Source organism: Streptomyces sp. W1SF4, from assembly GCF_003950035.1.
Taxonomy (GTDB): Bacteria; Actinomycetota; Actinomycetes; order Streptomycetales; family Streptomycetaceae; genus Streptomyces; species Streptomyces racemochromogenes.
The window spans coordinates 288,694-313,129 of sequence record NZ_CP034351.1 but is presented as its reverse complement, the minus strand read 5'-3'; the positions used below and the strand labels follow the sequence as shown (position 1 = coordinate 313,129).

17 protein-coding genes are annotated in these 24,436 nt (G+C 72.5%); 7 read left to right on the top strand and 10 right to left on the bottom strand.

Going from position 1 to position 24,436, the window contains the following annotated elements:
• Window positions 1-51: 51 nt before the first annotated feature.
• On the bottom strand, window positions 52-1,563 hold the full coding sequence (locus D1J60_RS35260) for an NCS1 family nucleobase:cation symporter-1 (protein WP_125824580.1): 1,512 nt from the start codon (window positions 1,561-1,563) through the stop codon (window positions 52-54).
• Window positions 1,564-1,694: 131 nt separating this feature from the next.
• Window positions 1,695-2,168: a hypothetical protein gene (locus D1J60_RS35255; RefSeq protein WP_125824579.1), complete on the bottom strand. Its 474-nt coding sequence runs from the start codon at window positions 2,166-2,168 to the stop codon at window positions 1,695-1,697.
• 168 nt (window positions 2,169-2,336) lie between these two features.
• On the opposite strand from D1J60_RS35255, the gene D1J60_RS35250 reads away from it, so the two are divergent.
• Complete coding sequence (locus D1J60_RS35250) at window positions 2,337-2,768, top strand: hypothetical protein (RefSeq protein WP_125824578.1); 432 nt, start codon at window positions 2,337-2,339, stop codon at window positions 2,766-2,768.
• 18 nt (window positions 2,769-2,786) lie between these two features.
• Here the strand turns inward: D1J60_RS35250 and D1J60_RS35245 are convergent, their stop codons facing one another.
• Window positions 2,787-3,344 carry a hypothetical protein gene (locus D1J60_RS35245; RefSeq protein ID WP_125824577.1) on the bottom strand — a complete coding sequence of 186 codons (558 nt, stop codon included), beginning with the start codon at window positions 3,342-3,344 and terminating at the stop codon, window positions 2,787-2,789.
• A 267-nt stretch (window positions 3,345-3,611) separates the two neighbouring features.
• Here D1J60_RS35245 and D1J60_RS35240 point away from each other — a divergent pair, with 267 nt between their 5' ends.
• Entirely contained in the window at window positions 3,612-5,231 is a 1,620-nt protein-coding gene (locus tag D1J60_RS35240; RefSeq protein ID WP_241253674.1) for an ATP-binding cassette domain-containing protein, read from the top strand.
• A 172-nt stretch (window positions 5,232-5,403) separates the two neighbouring features.
• Here the strand turns inward: D1J60_RS35240 and D1J60_RS35235 are convergent, their stop codons facing one another.
• The gene (locus tag D1J60_RS35235) at window positions 5,404-6,387 is read right to left on the bottom strand and encodes a helix-turn-helix transcriptional regulator (protein ID WP_125824575.1); all 984 of its coding nucleotides are present in this window, start codon (window positions 6,385-6,387) and stop codon (window positions 5,404-5,406) included.
• Between the two features lie 168 nt (window positions 6,388-6,555).
• Here D1J60_RS35235 and D1J60_RS35230 point away from each other — a divergent pair, with 168 nt between their 5' ends.
• A complete protein-coding gene (locus D1J60_RS35230; protein WP_125824574.1) occupies window positions 6,556-7,968 on the top strand; it encodes an aminopeptidase P family protein in 1,413 nt (470 codons plus the stop codon).
• A gap of 231 nt (window positions 7,969-8,199) precedes the next feature.
• Here D1J60_RS35230 and D1J60_RS35225 read toward each other — a convergent pair whose 3' ends face one another.
• Window positions 8,200-8,550, bottom strand: a complete 351-nt coding sequence (locus D1J60_RS35225; RefSeq protein ID WP_125824573.1) for a hypothetical protein — start codon at window positions 8,548-8,550, stop codon at window positions 8,200-8,202.
• A gap of 373 nt (window positions 8,551-8,923) precedes the next feature.
• Here D1J60_RS35225 and D1J60_RS35220 point away from each other — a divergent pair, with 373 nt between their 5' ends.
• From D1J60_RS35220 to D1J60_RS35205, 4 genes are all read left to right on the top strand, one after another.
• The gene (locus D1J60_RS35220) at window positions 8,924-11,464 is read left to right on the top strand and encodes a discoidin domain-containing protein (protein WP_241253673.1); all 2,541 of its coding nucleotides are present in this window, start codon (window positions 8,924-8,926) and stop codon (window positions 11,462-11,464) included.
• Between the two features lie 164 nt (window positions 11,465-11,628).
• The gene (locus tag D1J60_RS35215) at window positions 11,629-12,276 is read left to right on the top strand and encodes a hypothetical protein (protein ID WP_125824572.1); all 648 of its coding nucleotides are present in this window, start codon (window positions 11,629-11,631) and stop codon (window positions 12,274-12,276) included.
• A 105-nt stretch (window positions 12,277-12,381) separates the two neighbouring features.
• Window positions 12,382-13,368 (top strand): glycoside hydrolase family 43 protein, encoded by a 987-nt coding sequence (locus tag D1J60_RS35210; protein ID WP_125824571.1) that lies wholly within the window; start codon window positions 12,382-12,384, stop codon window positions 13,366-13,368.
• Window positions 13,369-13,489: 121 nt separating this feature from the next.
• Complete coding sequence (locus D1J60_RS35205) at window positions 13,490-14,173, top strand: GNAT family N-acetyltransferase (protein ID WP_125824570.1); 684 nt, start codon at window positions 13,490-13,492, stop codon at window positions 14,171-14,173.
• Between the two features lie 13 nt (window positions 14,174-14,186).
• Here D1J60_RS35205 and D1J60_RS35200 read toward each other — a convergent pair whose 3' ends face one another.
• From D1J60_RS35200 to D1J60_RS35180, 5 genes are all read right to left on the bottom strand, one after another.
• Window positions 14,187-14,483 carry a hypothetical protein gene (locus D1J60_RS35200; protein WP_241253672.1) on the bottom strand — a complete coding sequence of 99 codons (297 nt, stop codon included), beginning with the start codon at window positions 14,481-14,483 and terminating at the stop codon, window positions 14,187-14,189.
• Window positions 14,483-14,914 (bottom strand): hypothetical protein, encoded by a 432-nt coding sequence (locus D1J60_RS37590; RefSeq protein ID WP_164721110.1) that lies wholly within the window; start codon window positions 14,912-14,914, stop codon window positions 14,483-14,485. The genes D1J60_RS35200 and D1J60_RS37590 overlap by 1 nt, the downstream gene beginning before the upstream one ends.
• Before the next feature lie 1,589 nt (window positions 14,915-16,503).
• Window positions 16,504-16,851, bottom strand: a complete 348-nt coding sequence (locus D1J60_RS38920; RefSeq protein ID WP_347147214.1) for an ATP-binding cassette domain-containing protein — start codon at window positions 16,849-16,851, stop codon at window positions 16,504-16,506.
• A 334-nt stretch (window positions 16,852-17,185) separates the two neighbouring features.
• The gene (locus D1J60_RS35185) at window positions 17,186-17,521 is read right to left on the bottom strand and encodes a hypothetical protein (protein WP_125824569.1); all 336 of its coding nucleotides are present in this window, start codon (window positions 17,519-17,521) and stop codon (window positions 17,186-17,188) included.
• 179 nt (window positions 17,522-17,700) lie between these two features.
• Window positions 17,701-23,937, bottom strand: a complete 6,237-nt coding sequence (locus D1J60_RS35180) for an RHS repeat-associated core domain-containing protein (RefSeq protein ID WP_125824568.1) — start codon at window positions 23,935-23,937, stop codon at window positions 17,701-17,703.
• Window positions 23,938-24,436 lie beyond the last annotated feature (499 nt).

Sequence of the window (24,436 nt, the reverse complement as noted above, 5' to 3'; positions counted from 1 at the left end):
GGTGACGGCCGGGGCGGACGGCGGCGCACGGGGGTCTGCCGTGGGCGTCGGTCAGGGCGAGGGGGCGGGGCGCGCCCCGGTCATGAGGGCCGTGTAGAGCAGCAGGGCCGCGGTCAGGCCCACCGCCCAGCCGTAGTCGGCGAGCGGCTTCAGGAAGGGGATCAGGCCCTCCTCGGGGAAGGGGCCCTTGCCGGGGGCCGAGTGGGAGCCTCCGACGGCCAGGACGCCGCCGACGGCGAAGGCCGCCAGTGCCCTGAGGTTCCAGCCGCCCGTGTACCAGTACGGGCCGCCCTCCCGGTAGAGGTCCGGCAGCGAGAGCCGAGTGCGGCGCACGATCCAGTAGTCGGCGATGAGGACGCCGGCGACCGTGCCGAGCAGCCCGCCGACCAGGCCGAGCCAGGTGAAGATGTACAGCTCGGGGGTGGAGGTCAGCTTCCACGGCATGATCAGTACGCCGACCACGCCGGTGATCAGCGCACCCCGGCGGAAGTCGATCAGGCGGGGGGCCAGGTTGGCCAGGTCGTAGGCCGGGGAGACGACGTTGGCCGCGAGGTTCACCGAGATCGTCGCGATCAGTACGGTGACCAGGGCGAAGAGCAGCCCGAAGACGCTGTCGGCCTTGGCGACGAGCTCCACCGGGTCCCAGATCGGGGCGCCGTACACCGCCTCCGAGCCGGAGGTGACGAACACCGACAGCAGCGCGAACAGCGTCATCGTCGTAGGCAAACCGAGGGTCTGGCCGAGGATCTGGGAGCGCTGGCCGGCGCCGAAGCGCGTGAAGTCGGGGATGTTGAGGGCGAGGGTGGACCAGAAGGCGATCATGCCCATGAGGGAGGGGAAGAAGACCGGCCAGAAGTCCGCGCCCCAGCCGAGCCGGGACGGCTGGTCGAGCAGTTCGCCGAAGCCGCCCGCCTTCACGCCGATCCACACCAGCAGGACCAGCGCGCCGAAGATGACGAAGGGCGCGGCCCAGTTCTCGAAGCGCCGCAGGGCCTCCATGCCCCGGTAGATGATGGCGAGTTCGAGGGCCCAGAAGGCGACGAAGCAGAGCCACAGCGTCCACGGCTCGCCGCCGATCTCCGAGGCCCCCGCCCAGCCGCCGAAGATCTTGCCGAGCAGGACGAAGATCCCGGACCCGCCGATCCAGGTCTGGATCCCGAACCAGCAGCAGGCCACGGCGGCCCGGATGAGCGCCGCCATGTTGGCTCCGCGGACCCCGAAGGAGGCACGGGCCAGTACGGGGAACGGGATGCCGTACTTGGGGCCTGCGTGCCCGGTGAGGAGCATCGGCAGGAGCACGATGAGGTTGGCGAGCGCGATGGTGAAGACGGCCTGCTTCCAGTCCATCCCCAGGGCCACCAGCCCGGAGGCGAGCAGCCAGGAGGGGATGTTGTGCGCCATGCCGACCCACAGGGCCGTGAAGTTGTACGTGGTCCAGCGCCGGGCCTGGACCGGTACGGGAAGGAGGTCGGGGTTGGCGAAACGGCCGTCGGAGGGGACTTCGCCGGGGGCGAGTTCGACGCGGTCCCCCGTCTCGGGCGTCGGGTGGTGGTGGTCGGGCACGTGCGCACGCCCCCTCGGGTCGGGTGGAGGCCCCGCGGGACGCGCAGACCTCGGTCAGGGCTGGACACCGGTTCCCCGTCCATCGTCTCCCCCCGGTCGCTCCGGGGCGAGGGGTCGGCGGTCGCGGAAGTTCACCGTCGGGTGAGGAGGCGACGCAGCCGGCCGCGGAGGCCGCCGTGGCCGCCGTGGCCGCCGTGGCCGCCGTGGTCGCCGTGGTCGCCGTGGTCGCCGTGGTCGCCGTGGTCGCCGTGGTCGCCGTGGAGGCTGCGCTCCGCGGCGGGGGGCCAGGGGCCGCGGGAGTCGAGCTCGTCGGCCAGCCGGGCCAGGAAGCCGCGGAACTCGGCTTCACCGAAGGGCTCCTGCCCTTCGTACGGGTCGAACGTGCTCGCCAGCGGGGTGCCGGTGGCCAGCACCGCCCGCAGCGCCGCCACCTGTTCGGCCATCGGCCGGTCGGAGAGCGGTTCGGCCCGCATGGCCGTCGCGTACCGGCGCACCGTCGCGTCGTCGAGCACCGCGCCGCCGCCCTCCCGGTACATCGCCTGGTACAGGATGCAGTTGACCAGCCCGAACGCCCATGGCGCCGCCTTCCCCCTCGCAGTGGCCATCGACGGCTCCTCCTCCTGACGGACGACGGGCTCCGCTGCACGTCGCCTCGCGTCACGTCACCGGGGCCATCAAACCAGCTGCCGTCCGCGCCGGATGCTGACGCCCCTCTTAGGGGTGTGCGGGGGACAGTGGGGACCGTCACGCCTTGAGGGGGGAGTGCGATGCCCATGCCCATGCCCATCCGCGTCCGAGGCCGCGCCGTGGGCGGGGGGCGGTCCGCGCCGCCGCGGCGTACCGTCACCCGCCTGCGCCTCACGTGCGTCTACGGCGGGGTCTTCATGCTGGCCGGGACGGCCCTGCTCGCCGTCGTCTTCCTGCTCGCGCAGGAGGCCGTGAACAGGGGCAACGAGCCGGTGTTCGAGCTGCGTTCGGAAGGCACACTGGTGCTGGCGCCGGCCGACTGCCCGTGGCCGGAGGCCGCTGGTCCTGAGGCCCACGGGCAGTCCCCCTGCCCGGCCCGCGACCCGCTGACCTCGCCGGCGCTGCTCGTCCTGGCCGCCCTCGGACCCCTGTCGGTCGTCGCGGGCTATGTGACGGCCGGGTACGCGCTGTCGCCGGTCCGGCGGATCACCCGCACCGCCCGGGCGGCCGGCGGCTGAGGGGTCCGTGCGCCCGTGTCACGTGCGTTCGTAGGCGACCTTCGCCAGCTGGACGGCCTGCTCGCGGGTCTCCTCGTCCACGATCTGCACGCTGATGCGGTACTGCGCGTTGCCGCCTTCGAGCCGGTACGCGGCGGGCGCGAGGCGGGCGAGCAGCTCGTCGTCCGTGTCGTAGGGGAGCCGGAGGTTGACCACGCCGTTGTGCGCGTAGACGTACGCGAAGGCGCCCTTCGGCGAGCCCTGCCGGCGCACCCTCAGGTAGTCGCCGTAGTCCAGGCCCGAATCCGCCCCGGCGCGGTGGCGCTTGACGCCGTGCACCTTGACGTCGGGCCAGGCGGTGGCCTCGGCGAGGAACCCGGTGAAGTGTTCGGCGGCCGGGTTCCCCCGCAGCAGTGCGCTCACCGCCCCCTGGCCCTCGTGTGCGACGCCCGGGATCAGGTCGGGGCCGGAACCCTCGGACGGACCCGGGGAGCCGGCCACGACGACGCCGGTGGGCGACTGGTCGCCCTGGGCGAGCAGCTGCTGGATGACCTGGGACGCGTCGAGTTCCGCGGCCGTACCTTCGAACTGAAACACCGTCAGCTTCATCGGATTCCCCCTAGGTGGATGAACTACGGCCAACTCTACCCGGTTCTCGTTCAGTTGTCGGCTAGTTCTACTTACTAATGGAGAGCTGAGCTCAACTACGACCCCCTGGATGTGAGGTGACCTGAGGTCGGCCTCAGGCGAGACGCAACGTCTTGCCAAAGGCGGGAGACCCGCGTAAGGTCTCGGCGAGACGATACGTCTCGTTTCGAATGAAGGGGGTCGCCTGTGCGTGCTTCAGCTGCTGGTAGTCAGGTCGTGCTGGCCGAGGTCGGCAAGCGGTACGGGACCCGGACTGTGCTGGACCGGGTCGGGTTCTCGGTGCGGCCCGGGGAGCGGGTCGGGGTCGTCGGGGACAACGGGTCGGGGAAGTCGACGCTGTTGAGGCTGCTGGCCCGGCAGGAACGGGCCGACGCGGGCGAGGTGTGCGTACGGGCGCCCGGTGGCGTGGGGTACCTCGCCCAGACCCTCGACCTGCCGGCCGGGGCGCGGGTCGGCGACGCCGTGGACCGTGCGCTGGCCGGGCTGCGGGAGCTGGAACGGCGGATCCGCGTGGCCGAGGAGCGGCTCCACCTGGCCGGCCCCGAGGAGGTGGAGGCGTACGGGCGACTCGTGGCCGAGTACGACGCGCGGGGCGGACGGGACGCCGACCGGCGGGTGGCCGTCATCCTGCGGCGGCTCGGTGAGCGGGAGCCGCTCGAGCGGGGGCGGGCGCTCGGCACCCTGTCCGGCGGGCAGCGCTCGCGGCTGGCACTGGCCGCGGCCCTGGCGTCCGAGCCGGAGTTGCTGCTGCTCGACGAGCCCACCAACGACCTGGACGACGAGGCCGTCGGGTGGCTGGAGGAGCACCTGGTGCGGCGGACCGGCACGCTGGTGGCCGTCACCCACGACCGGATGTTCCTGGACCGGGTCACCACGGCGGTCCTGGAGGTGGACCACGAACGGCTCACGGTGCACCGGCACGGCAACGGCTACGCCGGGCATCTGCTCGCGCGTGCCGCGGCGCGGGCCCGGTGGGAGCGCGAGTACGAGGAGTGGGTCGAGGAGACGCGGCGCGTGGAGCGGCTCGCCGACGGCAACATCGGGCGGCTCGCGCGGATCCCGCGCAAGGCGCCGGCCGCGTTCAGCGGCGCCGGGGCCTTCCGCGCCCGGTCGCGGGCGCACGGGGCGATGAGCCGCATCCGCAACGCGCGGGAGCGGCTGGCCCGGCTGACGGAACATCCGGTTCCGGCACCGCCGCAGCCGCTGCGGTTCACCGGGCGGTTCGGGGCCGACGAGGGCCCGAGGGGCGGGGTGGAGGTGCGGGGGCTGGCCGTGCCGGGGCGGCTCGCACCGGTGTCGTTCCGGCTGGAGCCGGGCGAGCGGATGCTGGTCACGGGGCCCAACGGGTCGGGGAAGTCCACCCTGCTGCAGGTGCTCGCGGGTCTCGTGCCGGCCGGGGACGGCAGCGTACGGGCGCCGGGACGGGTCGGGCTGCTGCGGCAGGACGATCCCTGGTCCGGTGAGGGCCGTTCGGCGGCGGGGGCGTTCGGGGAGGAGGCCGCGGAGGCGCTGGTGCGGTTCGGGCTGCTGGGAGCGGCCGACGCGGACCGGCCGCTGCGGGAGCTGTCCGCGGGGCAGCGGCGCAAGGTGGAGCTGGGCAGGCTCGTCGCCGACGGGCCGTACGACCTGCTCCTGCTCGACGAGCCGACCAACCATCTGGCGCCCGGGGTCGTGGAGGACCTGGAGGCGGCGCTGGCTCCGTACACCGGGACCCTGATCGTCGTCAGCCACGACCGGCGGCTGCGGGCCGGGTTCTCCGGGAAGCGCCTGCCCCTGGACGGGGCGGGTGCCCCGGACACGCGCCGCCGGGCGGCGGAGGCCCCGGCCGGGCGGTGACACCGCGGGAGTCCCGGCCGGGCCGTGCCGCCGCGCCCCGGAGTCCCCGCCAGGCATATGACACCGCGCCGTAGGGCCCCGGCCGGGCGGTGACCGCCCGGGGGCCGGCGTCCGGAGCCCGGCGTCCGGAGCCCGGCATCCGGAGCCCGTACCCGCGCGCCCGCGCCCCGGCTCACAGCCAGCCGTGGCGTTGTGCCTGGAGGGCCATCTGGAAGCGGTTCTCGGCGCCCAGGCGGGCCATCAGGATCTGGAGCCGGCGGAAGAAGGTGCGGCGGCTGATGCCCAGTTCGCGGGCGATGACCTCGTCGCTCGCGCCGCCCGCGAGGAGGCGGAGCAGGCGGCGGTCGGCCGGGGGCAGGCCGGCCGGGCGGGTGGCGCGGCCGTGGAAGGGGAGGGCCTGCTGCCAGGTCTGCTCGAACAGGGCCAGGAGCGCGGAGAGCAGCCCGCACGGCTGCACCACCAGCATCGTGTTGTGCACGTCCGCCTCCCTGATCGACAGGGACACCAGCGCGTACGCCTCGTCGATGATCACCAGCTTGACCGGTACCGTCGGCGCCACCCTGGCCTGCTCGCCGGCCTCGATGCACGGCTCGATGGCCGTCTCCAGCTGACCGGGCACCTCCAGCGACGCCTTGGAGTAGACGACCCGCTGCGTCACGCCGCGGGCGAGGGTCCCCAGCGCGTCGTCGAGGGCGCCGGCCAGCGGGAAGTAGGGCGGCGAGTCGAGCTGGCGGATCTGCGCGCGGGCGCTGGTCCAGGCCTGTCGCATCCTCGGGCCGATCGCGTCGCCGGTCACCACCTCGACGAGGTTGTCGTTGTACGCCGCGAGCCGCTGGCGGCGGAACGACTCGAACGCGCCGCCCACGGCGATGCGCGACCCCTCCAGCTCGGCGGCCCGGTGCCTGGCGAGGATCTCCAGGCCCGCGGCGGGCGGCACCGGCGCCACCACGTCCGCGCCCTCCGCGGCGGCGCTGGCGAGCCCGGCCTCGACCAGCTCGGCGTACGCGGCGGCGAGTTCGGCGCCGTCCAGCCCGGCGGCCTCCCCGATCCCGGTGAGCGGGGCGGGGGCCAGCTCGAGGAGCGACAGGTACACCCGGCCCGCCGCGGGGCCGACCCCCAGCATCCGCAGGGCCTCGGCCAGTTTCGCGTTCGCCATGCACCGCATTATCGACGACCGCCGGGACGGAATGGCCGATCAGTGCCACTGGCACCACGGGCCCACCCGGGCCCGCCCTCCCGCAGTACCGTCCGGGAACCGCCGGGGCTCACGGCCGGCCAACCCATCCGGAAAACGCAAGACGGAAGACGGAAGAAGGAGAAGGACGTGGCGAAGGGTCGCAAGAACGGCCTCTACTCGGGGGTCTCCGAGGAACTGTCCGCCCTGATGAGGACGGGCTGGGCGGACACCGAACAGCACGACCTCCCGCTCGACGAGCAGGCCCCGTACGCGGCCGGCCGCCGCGCCGCGCTCTCCGCGCGCTTCCCCGGCGAGCGCCTGGTCATCCCGTCGGGCAACCTCAAGACCCGCTCGAACGACGACACCTACCCGTTCCGCCCGTACACCGGGTACGTCCACATGACCGGGGACCGGGCCCGTGACTGCGCGCTGGTCCTCGAACCCCGCCCGGACGGCGGCCACGACGCGTACTGCTACCTGCTGCCGCGCGACGGCCGGGACACCGACGAGTTCTGGCTGGGCTACACCGCGGAGCTGTGGATGGGCCGGCGCCGTTCCCTCGCCGAGTCGGAGCGCGTGCTCGGGGTGTCCTGTCGCGACGTGCGCACCGCCGCGGACGATCTGGCCGCCGCGCCCGACGTGCCCACCCGTATCGTCCGCGGCGTCGATCCGGCGCTGGAGGCGGCGGTCACCACCGACGCCGAGCGGGACGCCGAGCTGGAGGAGGCGCTGAGCGGGCTCCGGCTCGTCAAGGACGCCTGGGAGATCGGCGAGATGCGCAAGGCGGTGGACTCCACGGTGCGCGGATTCACCGACTGCGTCGGCGAGCTCTCGCGGGCGGTCGCCTCCTCCGAGCGGTGGATCGAGGGCACCTTCTTCCGCCGGGCACGGCTGGAGGGCAACGCCGTGGGCTACGGCTCGATCTGTGCCGCCGGCGAGCACGCCACGATCATGCACTGGACCGACAACGACGGCCCCGTGCGCCCCGGCGACCTGCTCCTGCTCGACGCGGGCGTGGAGACGCACACCCTCTACACCGCCGACGTCACCCGCACCCTGCCGATCAGCGGCGTCTTCACGCCGGTGCAGCGCATGGTGTACGACGCCGTGTACGAGGCCCAGGAGGCGGGCATCGCCGCCGTGAAGCCGGGGGCCGCGTACCGCGACTTCCACGTCGCGGCGCAGCGGTACCTGGCGGAGAAGCTCGTCGAGTGGGGCTTCATCGAGGGCCCGGCGGACCGCGCCTTCGAGCTGGGCCTGCAGCGCCGCTTCACCATGGCCGGCACCGGCCACATGCTCGGGCTGGACGTCCACGACTGTGCCGAGGCCCGCAACGAGGAGTACGTGGACGGCGTGCTGGAACCGGGCATGGTGCTCACGGTGGAGCCGGGCCTGTACTTCCAGCCGGACGACCTCACGGTGCCCGAGGAGTGGCGCGGCATCGGCGTGCGCATCGAGGACGACCTGCTGGTGACCGCCGACGGCAGCGAGAACCTGTCGGCGGGGCTGCCGCGCTCGGCGGACGAGGTCGAGGCGTGGATGGCCCGCGTCGCGGGCTGACGACGCAAGCCGGGCCCCTCTCCCGCCGCGTTCCGCCGCCCACGGGGAGGGGCCCCAACGCCGTGCCGGCCCCGGGCGTTCGCGTCCCCGGGCCCCTCGGGTCCGCGACCCCGGGGTCCCGGGGCCTTCGGGTCCCGGGGCCTTCCGGTCCCGCATCTCGGGGTCTCCGGGGCCTTCCGGTCCCGGGGCGTTCGCGTCTCCGGGACCTTCGCGTCCCCCGGGCGGCGGTCCTCAGGCGCAGGCCCGGGCTCGGGTGTCCGCCGGGGTGCGGCGGGCGATCCGCATGCGGGCCCCGGCGTACTCCACCGTCTCGCCCGGCAGGATCAGCAGCCCGTCCTCGCCCGCCCCATCGGCCTCGCCGTCGGGCCCGTGCGGCCCGTCCGCACCTTCCGCGCCATACGCGTCATCTGCGCCGTCCGGTCCCGCCCCGATCGGCCGGACCTGGACCGCCTGGCCCAGACCGCCGGCCATGAACACCGTCGGGTCGACCTCCCAGCCGTGGCCGGCCAGCCAGCGCTCCAGCGCCTCACCGTCCGCCGCCTCCGCCCAGCGCGGCCATGCGTACGTCGTCGTGCTCTCCATGCCTACCCCCTGTAGCTGATGGGACCACCGGCCCAGATGGTGCCACCCGCCTCTGACAACGGCACCGTGAAATCCGTGCCGCACAACCCGCACGGGAACGTCTCTCCTTGAGGCCCCGAGGCAGGTGTCCGGTTTCGTCCTGGGGATCGAAGGGCCACCTCCTGCCACGCCTCGGAATCCGCACATGCCGGGTGTGGGCGACACCACTCGAAGGTGGCGGGGCGCGTCGGCACCGGGCCCGACGGAAGGGGGCATTCCGGGTGCGGCGACGCGAGTTCGGGCCAACTCCCTTGTTCGACAGTCGAGTTGATCTGCGCTGACCTATGTTCTAGGGGCTTCAGCGGTTCTTTCCACGACTCGCCAGGAGGTCCGATTGCAGCCCGGACGCATACGCGCCCTCGCCCGAGCGTTACGCCGCTCCCCCCTGCTCATCGCCTTCGCACTCGGCTCCCTGCTCGTCGGGCTCACCCCCTGGCTGGGCGTGGCCAGCACCGGCCCCCGGCCGGCCCCGTTGCCAGGTGCCCCCGTCCAACAGGCGGCTCAGCAGTCGCCGCACCACGGCGTGGCCCCGGCGAACGCCATGGAGCCGACGGCGCCCGTCCTCGACCGGACCGGATGGACGGCCACGGCCAGCGACGAGGAGACGACCGGCGAGAACGGCCGCGCGGCCAACGTCCTCGACGGCGACACGGCGACCATCTGGCACAGCAAGTGGACGGGCACCCCCGCCCCGCTGCCGCACAGCATCACCCTCGACATGCACCGCACGGCGGTGGTCTCGGCGCTCGTCTACCAGCCCCGCGCGGGCGGGGCCAACGGGCGCGTCGGTGAGTACAGCATCAGCGCCAGCGCCGACGGCCAGAACTGGGGCGGCCCCGTCGCCACCGGCACCCTCGCGGACGACGCCAGTGCCAAGACCCTCGGATTCGCCCCGCAGGGCGCCCGGTTCGTCCGGCTCACCGCGTCCACGGAGGCCGGCAACCGCGGCCCGTGGACCTCCGCAGCGGAGCTCAACCTGCTCGGCGACCCCGGCACCCCGGCCGCCACCGTCGACCTGTCCCGGACGGGGTGGACGGCCACCGCGAGCGACGAGGAGACGACCGGGGAGAGCGGCCGCGCGGCCAACGTCCTCGACGGGGACCCCGCCACCATCTGGCACAGCAGGTGGACGGGCACCCCGGCCCCGCTGCCGCACAGCATCACCGTCGACATGCACCGCACGGCGGCCGTCTCCGCGCTGGTCTACCAGCCGCGCAACGACGGCCCCAACGGGCGCGCGGGCGCGTACACCGTCACCACCAGCACCGACGGCACCACCTTCGGCGCACCGGTCGCCGCGGGCACCTGGCGCGACGACGACACCGTCAAGACCGCCACGTTCACCCGCACCGAGAACGCCCGCTACGTACGCCTGACCGTGACCGGCGAGGCCGGCAACCGCGGGCCCTGGACCTCCGCCGCAGAGATCCGCCTGAGCGGGCCGGCCGACCCGGCGGCCCACGGCTCCTGGGACCGGATCACCGGCTTCCCGCTGGTCCCGGTGGCCACGGCCGTCCTGCCGGGCGACAAACTCCTGGCCTGGTCGGCGTACGCGGTCGACCGCTTCGGCGGCAGCAACGGCTACACCCAGACCGCGATCCTGGACCTGAAGACGGGCAAGGTCACCCAGCGCCGCATCGACAACACCGGCCACGACATGTTCTGCCCGGGCATAGCGATGCTCGCCGACGGGCGGGTGCTGGTCACCGGCGGCAGCAACGCGGAGAAGGCGAGCGTCTACGACCCGGCCACCGACACCTGGTCGGCGACCACCGCCATGAACACCGCCCGCGGCTACCAGGCCATGACCCTGCTCTCCACCGGTGAGGCCTTCGTCCTCGGCGGGTCCTGGAGCGGGGCCACGGGCGACAAGGCCGGCGAGGTCTGGTCCCCGGACACCCGCACCTGGCGCAAGCTCCCCGGCGTCCCCGCCGGCCCGGCGCTGACGGCCGACCCCCGCGGCGCCTACCGCGCCGACAACCACATGTGGCTGCACGCCACCTCGGGCGGCAAGGTGCTCCAGCTGGGCCCGAGCAAGCAGATGAACTGGATCACGACCGGCGGGAACGGCAGCATCACCTCCGCCGGCACCCGGGCGGACAGCCAGGACGCCATGACGGGCAACGCCGTCGCGTACGACATCGGCAAGCTGCTGACCCTGGGCGGCTCGCCCGCGTACGAGAACACGCCCGCCACCCGGCGCGCGTACACGGTGAGCATCGACGGCGGCGGTCAGGTGCGGGCGGCGCGCACGGGTGACATGGGCTACGCCCGCGCGTTCGGCAACAGCGTCGTGCTGCCCGACGGCAAGGTCGCCGTGTTCGGCGGTCAGGCGTACCCGGTGCCGTTCAGCGACGCCACGTCCGTGCTGACCCCCGAGCTGTGGGACCCGGCGACCGGCAGCTTCACGCCGCTCGCCTCGATGGCCGTCCCGCGCAACTACCACAGCGTGGCGAACCTGCTGCCCGACGGGCGGATCTTCTCCGGCGGCGGCGGCCTGTGCGGCGACTGCGCCACCAACCACGCCGACGGGGCGGTGTTCACGCCGCCGTACCTGCTGCGCGCGGACGGCTCGCCCAAGCCGCGTCCCGTCATCACCGGCGGGGTGCCGCCGCGGGCGGCGGCGGGGGCCTCGCTCACCGTCACGGCGGAGGGGCAGGTGGCCTCGTTCGTCCTGATGCGGGCCGCGGCCGCGACGCACTCCACCGACAACGACCAGCGGCGGGTGCCGCTGGTGTCCACGGCCGCGGGCAACGGCACGTACACGGTGTCCGTCCCGGCCGACAAGGGCGTGGTCCTGCCGGGCACGTACATGCTCTTCGCCCTGGACGCCCAGGGCGTGCCGAGCACGGCCAAGTTCATCACCGTCTCCTGACGGGAGGGCAGCGGCGCCCGCCTCCCCCGGCCGGGAGGGGGGCGGGCGCCGCGCGTTTCACCGCGATTTCAAACATTGCGCGGATCCGTGATCGCCTCGGCGTCGCAGCGGGCTACGGTGGCGCCCACCACACACCAGCAACCCCCTCTGACGAAAGGCAACTTGTGAGCACACGGGACGACGCTTCGCAGCCGGACCTCGCGCAGCTGCTGGTCACGGCGGCGGAACTGCCCGCGGCGGGCCTCGACGACTTCACCGAGCTGGCATCGCCCTCGTCCGACGAGGACCCGCCGCCGATGACCGCGCAGACCCCGGAACTCACGGCCGTGCTGAACCGGGCGTTCGGCGACAAGGCCGCGCGGGAGGTCCGGACCTCGTTCATGAACGCCGACTCCTCGATGGTGGTCGACGAGGGCGTCTCGGAGCGGGTGCCGGGGGCGGCCGCGGCCTGGATGGCCGACATGCGGCGGGTGTACGCCGAGTGCGCCTCGTGGACGATGAGCATCGGCGACGACGAGATCACCGTCCGGGTGGTGGACCCGGCCGATGACCCGAGCGAGCCGCTCAAGGTGGAGCAGCGGTTCGGCAACGGGGGCGCGGAGGCCCTGATGCGCACGATGCTGGCCGGTGCGCCCGGGCAGCAGGCGCGGATCACGACCCTGCTGGTGCGCCAGGGTGACCGGGCCCTGGAGCTGACGTTCCGCAGCCTGGCGGGCGACCCGGACGGTCCGGAGGCGGCCCGCCTCGCCGACGGGACGGCGAGGTTCCTCGACCTGGCGCCGGCGAAGTTCCTGGGCCTGCCTCCCCGCTAGGAGGGCGGTGCGGGAGGTGCGGGGTGCGCAACCCGTCGCGCGTCGGGGCGTTGATCAGTTCCGAGTGCCCAGACGCCGAAGTCCCGCAGGATCGGAGCCCGCCCCGTGCCGCCTCACCTCCTCAAGCGCCGGTTCGTGCGCTTGCTCGCGCTCGTCACGGTCACCGCTGCCACGGCCCTGGGCCAGGCGGTGGCCGCTCCGGTGCTCGGCGCGCCGGTGCTCGACGCTCCGGTGTTCGACCGGGAGTTCGCCGACCCGGACGTCGTGAAGGTGGGCGGTACGTACCACGCGTACGCCACCAACGGCGACGGCAAGAACGTCCAGCACGCCACCTCCCGCGACCTGAAGCGGTGGCAGCCCGACAGCGGTGACGTCCTGCCCGTGCTCGGCGGATGGGCGGCGCCCCGGCGCGACCTGGTGTGGGCGCCGGAGGTGTTCGGCAGCGGCGACGGCTTCACCCTGTACTACACGGCCCATGACCGGGCGAGCGACCGGCAGTGCATCGGCGTCGCGCGGTCGGCGTCGCCGAACGGCCCGTTCCGCCCGGTCGGGGACGGGCCGCTGGTGTGCCCGGCCGCCGAGGGCGGCGCGATCGACGCCTCCACGTACGCCGAGGGCGGGCAGCGGTACCTGCTGTGGAAGAACGACGGCAACTGCTGCGGCGCGGACACCTGGCTGCGCCTGCAGCCCGTCTCGTGGGACGGCACCCGTACCACCGGCGACCCGGTCAGGCTGATCAGGCAGGACCCCACGGGGGACGGGGGCGTGGTGGAGGCCCCCACCCTCGTCAAGCGGGCGGGGCGGTACGTGCTGTTCTACTCGGCCGGCGACTACAGCGGCGACCAGTACCGGACCGGCTATGCGCTGGCCCCGGCCCTGACCGGCCCGTACACCAAGGCGGCCGAGCCGCTGATGACGACGGAGTCCCTCTCCGGCACGGTGCGGGGCCCCGGCGGGCAGGACGTGGTGACCGGCCCCGACGGCCGCGACCGCATTCTCTTCCACGGCTGGCGTGACGACCCGCGCCGCCGGGTGATGTACGCGGCCGACCTGGACTTCGCGAACGGCCACCCCGTCGTGCGCGGGGCCTGACGGTCGCGGTCGGGGTAGCCCCAACCCTTATTGCAACTACTTCGCAATAAGGGCAGGCTGTGCCGTGCCAAGCCGATCAGACGATCGGACGAATCACTCACCCGAAAAGGGGGCGTGCCTGATGGGCAGCACCTCCGTGGTTCCCGACCTCCCCCACGGCCAGGACGACACGGCCGGGGCCGTGCACGCGTGGGTCCGCGGCTGGGCCGTGTCGCGCGGCGCGGCCGACCCCGTCCCCGCGCCCTGGGGCTTCACCCTCGACGTCGGCCTCCCCGGGCACGTCGCGCGCCACGTACTGACGGCCGCGGACGAGGCGGCCGTCCGCAAGATCACCGAGAACCCGGCCGCCCCCGGCACCTGGCTGAAGGCGCCCGCGCCGCCGGAGGAGTTCGAGTCCTGGCTGGGCCCGGGCTGGTCCCTGGCCGGCGGGCCCGGCTTCCTGATGTCCGCCCCGCCCCACGCCGCCCGCGCCGGGGCCCGGCCGGCGGTCGCCGACGGCTACCGGCTGGACACCTGGATCCGGGACGGCGTCGCCCGCGCCCTGGTCCGCACCGCCGCGGGCGCCTTCGCCGCACGCGGCCAGGCCGGCATGGCCGGTCCCGTCTTCGTCGTCGACCAGGTCGAGACCGACCCCGCCCACCAGCGCCGGGGCCTGGGCCGCCTGCTGATGCACGCCCTCACCGACGCCACCGCCGAACGGGGCGCCACGCAGGGCGTGCTGGTCGCCACCCCGGAGGGCCGGGCCCTGTACGAGACGACGGGTTGGCGGGTAGTGGCCCCGCTGACGGGCGCGGTACGCGGCTGATCGGGAGGCCGGCTCACAGTCCGCGGATGGCCTCGGCCAGGTCGGAGCCGTACGAGGCCCAGCAGACGACCGACCCGTCGGTGTCGAGCTGCCCCATGAACCACTCCCCGTCGGCCAGCACGAGGCACAGGTCGTGGAACGCGAGGATCACCTCGGGCCGCAGGGTCTCGTAGTCGCTCCGGCCGCGTTCCTCGACGACCACGAGCCGGTCGAGGCCGAGCGGGGCGGCGCTCCGGTCCCCCGACAGCGCCCGGATCCGCTCGACGGTCCATCCGACGGGAAGGCCGGCGATCACGGTCGGACGGTCCATCAGACCTCCTCGAATCCGAATCCGCGGAAGGTCCCCGACCCGTCGGCGGCATCGGCGAACTCCGCGAAGTCCATGTTCGAGATGCTGAGGTTCGCGGACACGTCGGGGAACCACCGGGCCGGCACCCTGAACGTCCGCCCGGGCTCCTCCCAGAGGTCCACGGCCAGGAGCGGGTGGGCGGGATCCGCCATCGTCGCCGCGTCCGCCAGGAACATGTGGACGACCAGCTCGTCCTCGTCCGCGGCGGCCTCCTCGGCCAGCAGCACCCGCACGTCCACGTCGGTGAAGCGGGGGTCGCTGACATAGGTGGCGTTGGAGTACTCGCCGCCGACGGCATCGAGCGCGGCCCGGACCGCGTCCCAGGCCCCCTCGTCGCCGAAGTCGGTACGTACGACGAGCGAGGTCAGGTCATCGGGCTGGGGCAGCGGCATGAACGGATCCTCTCACCCGGCACCGACATCGCCCCTCACGCGTTTCGGGCGGAGGCCGTGCGCGCCGGCGCCCACCCCCGGGCGCGCACGTACGGGCCGTACCGTCAGTCGGCCCGGGGCGCCCACGAGGCGGCATGCGCCGCCGCGGTGCGTCCGCACGACCACGCCACGGCCACGGCGGAGACGGCCACCACGCAGATCCCGGCGCCGAGCAGGCCGGCCGATATCCAGCCCCCTTGCCCAGATTGACCATCAGGCCGCCCAGCAGCGCCGCGACCCCCGATCCGACGACGCCGACGACCGCCACGGCGAGGTTGTACAGGGCCAGCGGTCCAAGGGCCTGCGCCTGTTCGATGAACACCCCCGCGGCTCCGAGGGCGCCCGCGGCCGCCAGCGCCGCGATGCCGAGCAGCCCGACGTCCAGCAGCCAGCGCACCTGCGCCGCCTGGGCCGCCGCCCCCAGGTACCAGGACTGGCCCGGCTGCGCGGCCATCGGGCCGATCAGGTCCGGTACGCGGCCCGTTCGACGGCCTCCACGCCCACCGGCTCGGACGGGCACGCAGTGACAGTACCGAGCGCGGCCAGGGCCCGGCAGGTGGCGGGGATGTTGCGGGTCCGGCGAACTGGGTGGTGATGACCTGCCCGATGATGATGACGCCGAGGCCCACGACCAAGGCCGCGCTGAGCCGGGCCAGCGCCTGCGGCCGAGCCACGAGCCACCGCCCGGCCACGACCCAGGCCGCGTCCCCCCTCCTGCCGCCGCTGCGCGTGAGGCGTGCGCCAATGAGGCGGGCCAGCCGGCCGACCTTCCCCGCGGTGTGCCGGTACTCGGGTCCCCAGGCGACCACGACGACCGCCCCCGCGAACACCGCCCCCGACCACCGGCCGCGCCCGGCGCCGTACCCGCCCGCCGGCACCGCACGAGGCACCCGGCCACGCTCACCCCGAGCAGCACGGCGAACACCCCCACCGCACAAACCGGAAGCCACACCCGGTAGCCGGTGAACTGCAGCAACAGCGAGTCACCGAGACGCCCAGCACCGGCACGCACCCGCCCAGCACCCCCACCCGAGCGGCCGCGCGGCCTCCGCCGCCACCACGACGGCCCAGCCCCGTACCGGGACCCCGAGCGCGTCGAGGAGCAACAGCCGCCGCTCACGCACCTCCGACCGGCCGCGGGCACGAGCGCCGCCACGGGCACCCCGCCGATCAGCGCCACGACCAGATCGAGCTCGGCGACGCCCCGGTCGAACTGGTGGGAGCCCACGAAGAACATGTGGTGCTGCCGGTTTCCGAACCCGGAGACGAAGGAGCCGGGCTCGTCGACCTCGTCGAAGAACCCGTTCACGGCCGGATTGACGTACGCCACCAACGGACCCTGGCCGAGTCCGCGGCCACAGGGACCGGGTTCCGGGCAGTCATACGCGCGTCACGCCGATCATGGACGGCGTGCGCGGCCCCCCATACGGTGACCAGCGCGAGCAGCGCGGCGAGGGCGAGCGCCGCACGGTGCGCGGATCCGTCCCGGGCTCGGGCCATACGGAAGCCCAGCGCCCACCGCAGCCTTAAGCCGGACCGCCCCTCGCCCCTCAGCACCGGACACCTTCCAGCACTCCCCCGGCCAGGGTCAGCACGGCGTCCGCCCGCTCGGCCACCTCCGGGGCGTGGGTGACTACCACCAGCGCACACCGGCGCTGCGCGGGCAGGGCAAACAGCATCTCGGCGACGGCCCGCGCGGCTTCGCCGTCCAGGGCCCCGGTGGGCTCGTCGGCCAAGACCACGTCCGGGAAACCGATGAGCGCCCTGGCCACCGCCAGCCGTTGCCGCTCACCACCGGGCAGGGTGGCGGTGGGCGACGTACGCACACCCGCGAGACCGAGCTCCCCGGGCAACTCCTCGGCCCACCCGTACACCTCGCGGGGACTCGCCGAGGACATGAGGCCGGGCAGGGTTCTCCAGCGCGGTCATCTCGGGCAACAGCTCCCCGAACTGCCAGGCCATCCCGACGTGCGCCAGCCGCAGGGCGGACCGCCGGGAGGGCGGGGCGGCGGTGATGTCGTGCCCCGCGGCGGTGACCGTCCCCCGGTAACGACCACACTGCGGCCGGCCCGCACGTCGAGGTCCAGCCCGTCGAGCACGACCCGTCCGGCCACCTGGTGGCGCAGGCCCCTGGCGGAGAGGGCGGCGGCGCGGGCGAGTGCGGGCACGGCTTCTTCTCCTTGCGCGGTTCAGGACGACCGATTCGGGACGTACAAGCGCCTTGCGCGCACGCTACTGCTTGCACCGGGCGGGGTCGGCCTTCAGGAACTTCTCCCGACTCATCACTCTCTTGCCTTCGGTTGAGGTGAGAACCTGCCCGGCACGAAGACTCGTCAACTCCTCGGAGCTAAAACCGAGTCGCCCCTTGAGGACGTTTCCCTTGATGGACCCATTGACCTTGACGACATACTTTCCAGAATCCTCCAGGGACCTCAACGAGTCGTCCTCCGTGTCCCATCCCTCAGGAACCTCGAACAGCAAGACAGACGCCGGAGACCCGTTTCCCCTGCTGTTCCGGATTCCCCATCCCTCGACGGTGTCGGGAGGGCCGTCTTCCCGTAGCAGCATGATGCTGCTGGCTTCGTATCCAGGGCACGGGGCAATCAGGAGGCGGGCAGCACCAGTCTCAGTACGCTCCAGCGCGAGTACGTCCTTGGGGGCAGGTGAACAACCTGATGCCACGGAAGCCAACAGGAGGGCAGCCCAGAGCAGAATCAAGGACCTTCGCAAAGCTGATCGCTCCAAGGTCACTTCCCCCGTTCCTTGTATCCGCCCCACCATAGATTCGCCTCGATCTCGTACCGGTTCCCATCAGACGCATTTCCAACCTGCAATGTCGACTTGGGCGACTCGAAAACGACATAGTCCACAATGAATTGCAAGGCGGAAGGGGTTCTCGCCCATTGCCGTGAATGAACCGCCTCATGGCGCTCAAGGTCGGGACCGAATATTCGAGCCGCCGCCGGCCCTGCTTCTTCCGCAATCTTACGGCGATCACCGGGCTGAGTAACGGAAATCTCTTTTACGAACTCCTTCTTACTGAGAGGGTAGAAGTGAACGTCCCCCACAGTCAGCGGTTGCCCGCCACCAGGCGAGTTTCCGAAGCAGACGTACTGTGCAGCCCGCTTCGCGCAACTGTCGGCGGCTATCGCATACGTCGCAGCCAACTCGTTGGATCCGTTCAGCACATTCATCTTGTGGAACGGGTCGGTGAGGAACTCAACGGGATTGACGTCATCGATGCACTCGATCCTCGTGTCATCCGCCCGGCAGGGATTGGGATGCTCGACCAACGGCATGACGGACGGCAGCCACGGGGGAGCCGGGAGAGGGGTGGGCGGCGGTGGGGGTTTCGGGCCGCCGCAGCCGTAGCGGGTCATGGTGCAGTTGGGGGGCTTGCCGTTGTAGCGGGGCGGGCGGTAGCTGTTGCCGAAGTTGGCGCCGTGGCCCGAGCGGGCAGCGGGGTTGCCCGAGCCGCTGCCCGGCTCCTGGGCGTCCGGCCGGGGCTGGTGGCCCGGGGTGGTGTTGTGGCAGGTGGCGCAGGCGCGGGTCGGGCAGTCGAGTTCGGCGCAGAGGCCGCTGGGGTCCGAGGTGGTGAGCGGGCTGTTGTGCGCGTAGCTGTAGGCGTTGAGGGACTGACTCGAGCCCGGTGTCAGGACCGGATCGACGCTGAGGAAGGTGCCGGTGCGGGGGTCGTATTCGCGGGCGCCGAGGTGCGTCAGGCCCGTGGACGTGTCCTGGGTTCCGCCGACGAAGCCCTTCTCGCCCGGCCAGGTGGCCGGCTTGGTGCCGCGTTCCTCACCGAAGGGCTTCGTGCTGCGGTGCTGGACCGCGAGTGTGGTGGCGTCGATGGCCGTGGTGCCGGTGTTGTGGTGGTCGGCCACGACGTACGAGAGCTTGCCGTCGGAGGTGCGGACGATGGTCGGGCCACCGGGGGTCGCGTAGTAGCGGGTGCCGGTGACCTTGTTCGTCGCGGTGTCGAGGGTGAGTTCGGTCGAGCCGAGGGTGAGGGTGGTCCTGCCGGGGTCGCGGCGCAGCAGGCGGTTGCCGTCGGCGTCGTAGACGTAGGTGGAGGTATCGGCCTTCTGGGTGGCGGAGGCGAGGTGGCCTTCCTCGTTCCACGTCAGGGTCTGGCTGCCTCCCGTGCCGTCGGGCCGCGTGAGGGTGTTCCCGGTCGCGTCGTAGGTGACGGGGGCGGCGGCCGCCGGGCCGGTGCCGCTCTGCCTGGTCGTGGAGACCGGGGCGTGCGGGCGCGCCGAGCCGGGGGCCGGGAAGGCCGTCGTGGTGGTGACGGACTTCGCCGGGTCGCCGGCGGCGTCGTGGTCGGTGAGCGAGGTGCGGTTTCCGGTGATGTCGTAGGTGAAGGACTGGCGGTAGGGGGCCGGGCCGCCGATCGCACCGGTCACGGGGGCGGTGCGGGTGCAGCCGCCGATCGCGGGGACGGAGGGGGCGGGGCGGGTGGTCGTGGTGCCGGTGTCCGTCCACGCTCCGGTGAGGCGGTGCAGGTAGTCGTACGTGAAGCACTGGAGGTCGCGTGCGGAGCCCTGGTTGGAGTCGACGGACGTGACGTCACCGGACGGGGTGTACGTGTAGCCGGTGGTCTCGACCGGGGTCGTCTGGTCCTGTTTGTCGATCCGGGTGCCGAGCAGGCGGCCGGTGGCCGGATCCTGGACGGTGGTGAGGCTGACCTGCCTGGGGACGTCGCCGAAGGTGGTCCGCAGCACGGTGCCGCGTTCGTCGTAGTCGGTGAAGTTGACGTAGTCGACGGTGTCGGAGCCGTAGGAGACCGGCAGGCCGTTGATGTTGCGGCCGGCTTCGAGCCGCTCGGAGGGCAGGCCCCCCGCGGCGGGCAGGGTGGTGCGGCGCTCCAGGCCGGTCACGGGGTCGTAGCTGGTCGCGAGCGAGTAGGTACCGGTGAGGGCGCCTTCGCCGTCGGGGACGGTCAGTCTGGTGCCGGTGGGCCGGTAGCCGATGTCGTAGCCGGTGGTCTCCTGCCGCCAGGCCTTGCCGTTCACCCAGCTCGTGGACGACGTGGGCCGGCCGGGGAGCAGGGTGTCGTACTCGAACACCGCCAGCTTGGGGCCGTCGACGGCGTTGAGGTTGCGGGAGGTGGGGCGGCCCAGGATGTCGTAGCTGGTGAAGACGGTGGTGCCGAGTGCGTCCTGCGTGGAGGCGGGGCGTCCGGCCTGGTCGTAGGTGGTCGTCGCGACGCCCTTGTCCGGGTCGGTCGAGCGGGTGCGTCGGCCGTGCAGGTCGTACTCGTACGTCCACGCGTTGCCGGCCGCGTCCGTGAGCCGGGTCAGTTGCCCGGTCGTCGAGTAGGTGTAGCGGAGCGGGTCGTACTCGCCTTCCGCGTCCGCGCCCTTGTACGTGCGCCTTTCGACCGTCCGGCCGCGTGCGTCCGTGATCGCGCTCGTGGCCGTGTCCCCCATGGGCGGGAGCGTATCCGTGCGGTCGGCCCCGGGGTAGGTGGTGGTGGTCCGCCACTGCTCCTTCCCCTTGGAGAGGAAGACGGAGGCGGTCGGCCGCCCGAGGCCGTCGTGGAGCGTCGTGGTCTGGGCGGGGACGGTGTTGTCGTCGGCGACGAACCGGGTCGCCACCGGTGCCGAGTCCTTGTTGACGTAGGTCTGGTTGGTCTTCGCGGCCAGGCCGTGGCTGTCGTAGGCGGTGTCGGTGATCAGGCGGCTGCCCACGGCTCCGTTCTGGGCGACCGACTGGAGCTGTACCTGCTGTCCGAAGGCGTCGTTGATGGCGATGGAGGTGGCGTACGACTGGTCCGACCTGAGGGACTGCGTGGTGACCGAGCTGGTGCCGGTGTTGGAGAGCAAGTAGGTGTAGAGCGTGCTCGCGCTGGTGTCCCTCGCCCGGCCCGGGAGCCAGACGGCGGTGGTGCGCCCCAGGGCGTCGTACGCGGCTTCGGTGGTGCGGCCGTTCTGGTCGACGGTCTTGACCGAGAGGCCGCGCAGCGGGTGGAGGGTGGTGGTCGTGGTCCAGCCCTTGGCGTTGGTGGTTTTGGTCGTTGCCGGGGGCACGAGGGTCGCCGGCTCGTAGACGGTCGTGGTCTTGGCGCCCGCCGCGTCGGTGGTGCTGGTGACGCGTCCATAGGCGTCGTAGGTGGCGGTGGAGGCGGTGGTGTACGTGGGCTGGCCGGACTCGAAGCGGTCCAGGTTCTCCGTGGCGGTGGCCAGACCGGGGCCGCCCAGGGTGCCGAACGGCCGCCCGTCGTAGAGGGTGCGGTTGCGGGCGAGGGTGTTCGTCGCGCCGGGTGTCGTGGTGCAGTCGCCTTCGACCTGCACGGTTTCGGCGACCCGGTCGACCATCCACGCTGAGGTGTCGCGGGCGTAGGAGGTGGTGGTGCAGGTGTCGGGCAGGCCGTCCGCCCGGTCCAGTGCCGTCAGCTGCATGCCGTAGACGGTGTCGTACGTGGCGGCCTGCGAGGTGGTCCGCCAGGTCTTGTCGGCGCGCAGGGACTTCTCCTGGGACGCTCCGGGGCGCTGCATCCGGGCCGTGAGCGCGGGGAGTTTCGTACCGCGGCCGTGGGTCGCGGTGGCCGGGGACAGCCAGGGCTCGGACTGGGATACGGAGACGAGCTCTCCGCTGTCGGAGGCGAAGGTCCGGGATTCGCGGGAGGTGCCGGCGAGGGGGTCGCTGTCCTTCAGGGTGTTCCCGGAGATGCCGGTGAAGGTGGCCGTGCGCTTGCTGCCGTCGGCCTTGAGGTCGCCGTCCATGCCGCGCAGGTAGAAGACGGCCGACTTGGACACGGCGTCGGGGGCGGTGCCGGCCCTGGAGACGACCTGCTCGTAGCCGCGGAACTGGTTCCAGGTGCGGCGCTTGTCGTCGGTCAGCTCCTCGTCGTCGCGGTGCCATGCGGCTGCGCCGACGTACTCGTACCGGACCTCCCTGGGACGGGAGCCGCCGAAGGGGTCGATCTCGGTGACGCGGTTGACGACGTACTTGTGGAACCAGTCGAGGGTGGGGTCGAGCGGGCTCTTGTCGTCGGGGTTCCAGTAGACGGGATAGCAGCGGGTGGTGTTGGTGTCCTGGGCCGTGGGCAGTGCGGTGCCCGGGCCGCAGTCGGGGTCGGCGTAACCGATGTCGGTCACCTTGCCGGTCTCCGTGGTGATGCCGACGATGCGGCGCCGGTTGAGTGCGGGCTTGTTGTCGCCGGTGGAGTCGACCCGGTTGTTCAGCAGCCGGCCGGAGAAGGTGATCGGCGGGATGGGCAGCGATGCCGCGCCGTCGTATCCGGTGTGGGTGAGCGAGGCGAGCCACAGGGACGGGGCGGTGCCGTCCTGCGGGTTGGGGAACTCGTGCTTGAGTTCGTAGGAGTCGACGCTGCTGTAGCCGCCGCTGCCGTTCAGGACCTGGGTGGTGATGGTGGTGAGCCGCTTGGTGCTCCAGAAGGTGGCGGCGGTGTTCTCACAGGTCCCGGTCGCGGTGCAGCTCTGGTCGAACGGGACGTCGGGCCATTTCGCCGCGTTGGCTTTGGTCAGCTTGGCGGGGGCGCAGTCGAAGGCGGCGTCGGCGAGGCAGCGTTCGGACGTGGCGAAGAGGACCTGGGCCGTCGGCTTGACGGTGTCCGCATCGGTCGCCTTGGAGCCGTAGGTGATCCGGGCGAGGTTGCCGCCGCGGATGTAGGGGGTGCGGGTTCCGTCCGGGGTGGCTGCGGTGGCGCCGCGCTTGTAGTGGTTGGTCTCGGTCTCGTACCAGTGGGTGATCAGGCCGCCGCGCGGGTCGACGACGAAGTCGAGGTTCCAGCGCCAGGCCTGCTGGCACGAGGACGCGGCGAAGGTCGGCTGGTGGCACTCCTCGCCCGTGTTGTTGCCGTAGACCGGGGTCGTCCAGGCGGAGTTGGTCGCGGGCGCCGTGGGGTTGCCTGGCTTGCGGCCCACGCCGAAGTAGTACTGGGTACCGTCCGTGGACGTGATCTTCCAGTGCTCGCCGTTGTTGTCGCCGTTGGCGGCGCCGGTCAGCTTCTCGACCTTGGAGGCGTCGTCGTTCTCCAGTCGCCAGGTGCCGGACGTGTCGTCGCGCACGAGGGTGGAGGACTTGCCGTTGAGGGAGAGCGTGGCGTTGTCGCCGGCGAGGCACTGTTCGTTGGTGCCCGGCTCGCCGTCCTTGGAGCAGGGCTTGAACCGGCGCTCTACGAAGCCGGGCGCGTAGTCCCAGCCCTCACCGATCCAGGACGCCTGGTTGTTCGTGGCCGCCGTGCGGCCGTCGACGGACTGGGAGCTGTAGGAGAGGGCAATGCTGGGCTTGGTGCCGCCGAGCCCGTCGGGCACCGTGATCGGGTATCTCCATGAGAAGCCGCCGGTGTTCCCGCCGCTGCTCCAGGTTCCGGAGGGGGCGAGGCTGGTGGCGGTGTAGGTGCCCGCGGGCCCGCCGGGGGCGGCGGCCGCGGCGAGGACGGTGGCTCCGCCCGTCGCGGTGGCGGAGCGCTGTCCTTCGGACTTCGCCCCCGCTCCCCCGTCGAGGGTCACCTCCGCGCTGAGCAGGCCGGGCCGGTCCCTGTCGTTGGCGGTGGGCAGCGGTGTCTGCGTACGGCACTCGGCGCGTTCGGGGTCGGACAGTGCGCATGCGGGCAGTTGGACGAGCCGGGCACGGGAGAGCCAGTCGCCGCTGAACGCGCCGGCGATGGAGGAGACGTCGACGGACACCCTGACCCGGGTGTCCCCCGGTGGGTCCGCCGTAGGGCGGACCGCGAGCAGAAGGCCCTGGACGCCGGCCCGTTCTGCCGCAGATTTGTCCGTGAGCCGGACGGATGCCTTGGCCGAGCTCGGCACGGCCTTGTCCGCCGAGGTCACCCACACCGGTGAGGCACCGGCCCGGCTGGGGTCGCGGAGGGGTACGGCCGGGACGGCCGGGACGGCCGGGACGGCCGGGAATGAGCCGGCCCCGGGTGCGGTGAACAGGGAGCGGGGGCGGACCGGGGCGGGGGCCGCGCTCAGGTCGACCTCGGCCTGGGCAGCGGCGGGCCAGTTCACTGCCTGCGGCTTCCACGGTCGGCTCCCGTCGCCCGACGGTGCCACGGGCGCGCTCTTGGCCGCGTTCCTCCCTGAAACCGACTTGGTCTTTTCCAAGGCACCCGGTGACCAGCGGCGGGGATCTTTTGGTTTCCAGCCGGAGGCGGCATCAGCCGTTCCCGTGCCGAAGATCAAAGACAGAATGATCAAGAGGGAAATCGCGACACGGCGCCGCAGCGCCCGGTTTCCGGTCGCCGATAAAAGATCATTTACTGCCGACACGGCATGTCCCCCACGGTCGCCGAGCATCAATTGATCCGGGAGCCTAGCCCGTTCGCACAACGAAAAATTGGTACCAATCTGGACAAGGAACGCCTGGTGAACGCCTCAGATTCGAGAATCTGCCCGAAAATAACTCATTCGCTTGCGCGATGACTTGATTTCGACAGGCGATTGGTCGCGATTATTCGAATTAGCCTCCAGGAATACGGAATTCCACATCGCGGCCGCCGGCAGGAAG